The 1,315-nt window shown below is 74.9% G+C and carries 1 protein-coding gene; it reads left to right on the forward strand.

The window, feature by feature from the left end; genetic code table 11:
* Nucleotides 1–1,004, forward strand: a 1,004-nt coding sequence (locus ACFU6K_RS39180) for a glycosyltransferase (RefSeq protein WP_380671478.1), incomplete at its 5' end; no start/stop codon positions are given.
* Nucleotides 1,005–1,315 lie beyond the last annotated feature (311 nt).

Here is a 1,315-nt window from a genome sequence, read left to right on the forward strand (position 1 = left end):
CCCGTGAGCTGGTCGCCGCGCGGTTCGAGACGCTGACCGCTGCGGCCGAGGGCTGTGACGTCGTGCTGGCGACCGGCCTGATGCCGGCCGGTGCGCGGGACGTCGCCGAGAAGCTCGGCCTGCCCTACGTGTTGGCCTGCTTCCACACCCTCGGACTGCCCTCGCGGCACACCCGGCCCGGGCTGCGGCCGGGCACGCCGTCCCCGCAGGACGAGACCGACTACCGGAAGCTGTGGGAGCAGGACGCCCAGCGGGTGAACGCGCTGTACGGGGAGGCGCTCAACAGCCACCGGGCGGCGATCGGCCTGCCGCCGGTGGAGAACGTCCGCGACCACGTCCTCACCGAACGGCCCTGGCTGGCGGCGGACCCGACGCTGTGTCCGTCGGAGGGCAGGACGGAACTCGACGTGGTGCCGACCGGCGCGTGGATCCTGCCCGACGACCGCCCGCTCCCGGCCGACCTGGAGGCGTTCCTGGCCGCCGGTGAACCGCCCGTGTACGTCGGCTTCGGCAGCATGGCCGCGTACGCCCCGGAGGGCATCGCGAGGGTGGCCGTCGAAGCGGGCCGCGCGCACGGTCGCCGGGTGCTGCTGGCCCGCGGCTGGGCAGGGCTCACCGCGGTCGACGGCCGTGAGGACTGCCACGTCGTCGGCGAGGTGAACCAGCAGGCCCTGTTCCGTCGGGTGGCCGCCGTCGTTCACCACGGTGGTGCGGGCACCACGACGACCGCGGCCGTGGCGGGCGTGCCGCAGGTGGTCGTCCCCCGGATCGCCGACCAGCCGTACTGGGCCGCCCGGGTGGCCGAGTTGGGCATCGGCGCGGCCCATCTCGACCGCACACCGACCGTCGACTCGCTCTCCGCCGCGCTCACCACGGCCCTGGCGCCCGAGACCCGGGTACGGGCGGAGGCCGTGGCCGGCGGCATCCGCACCGACGGGGCGACGGTGGCCGCGAAGCTGCTGTTCGAGGCAGTGGGCAAGAAGGTACCGGCCGCGTCCCGGTGATAGCCGGGGGCGGGGCGTGTGCCGCCGGTGTCGGGTGAACGACGAAGGGGGACGGGTGAGTTCGGCTTCGGATCAGTCTCCTTCCGATCGATCAGGGGTGGTTGGCGATCCGCGCGCGGCCGGTTCGGGCGGCGATCCGGCGGCCGGTGGCCGGGTGTCGACCGGGTGTCGGCCGGTTCGGTTAGGGTGCCCACGGGCGCGCCCGGTCACCGCAGGCCGCGCGCGAGGGGAGGGCGGCATGACCGACGGCACGCACGGAGGAGTGGGGCAGGACGGCGACGGTATCCAGTGGCTCCTGGAGATCGGTCGGC

Origin of the sequence: Kitasatospora sp. NPDC057512, assembly GCF_042802135.1 — a bacterium.
Lineage (GTDB): Bacteria > Actinomycetota > Actinomycetes > Streptomycetales > Streptomycetaceae > Kitasatospora.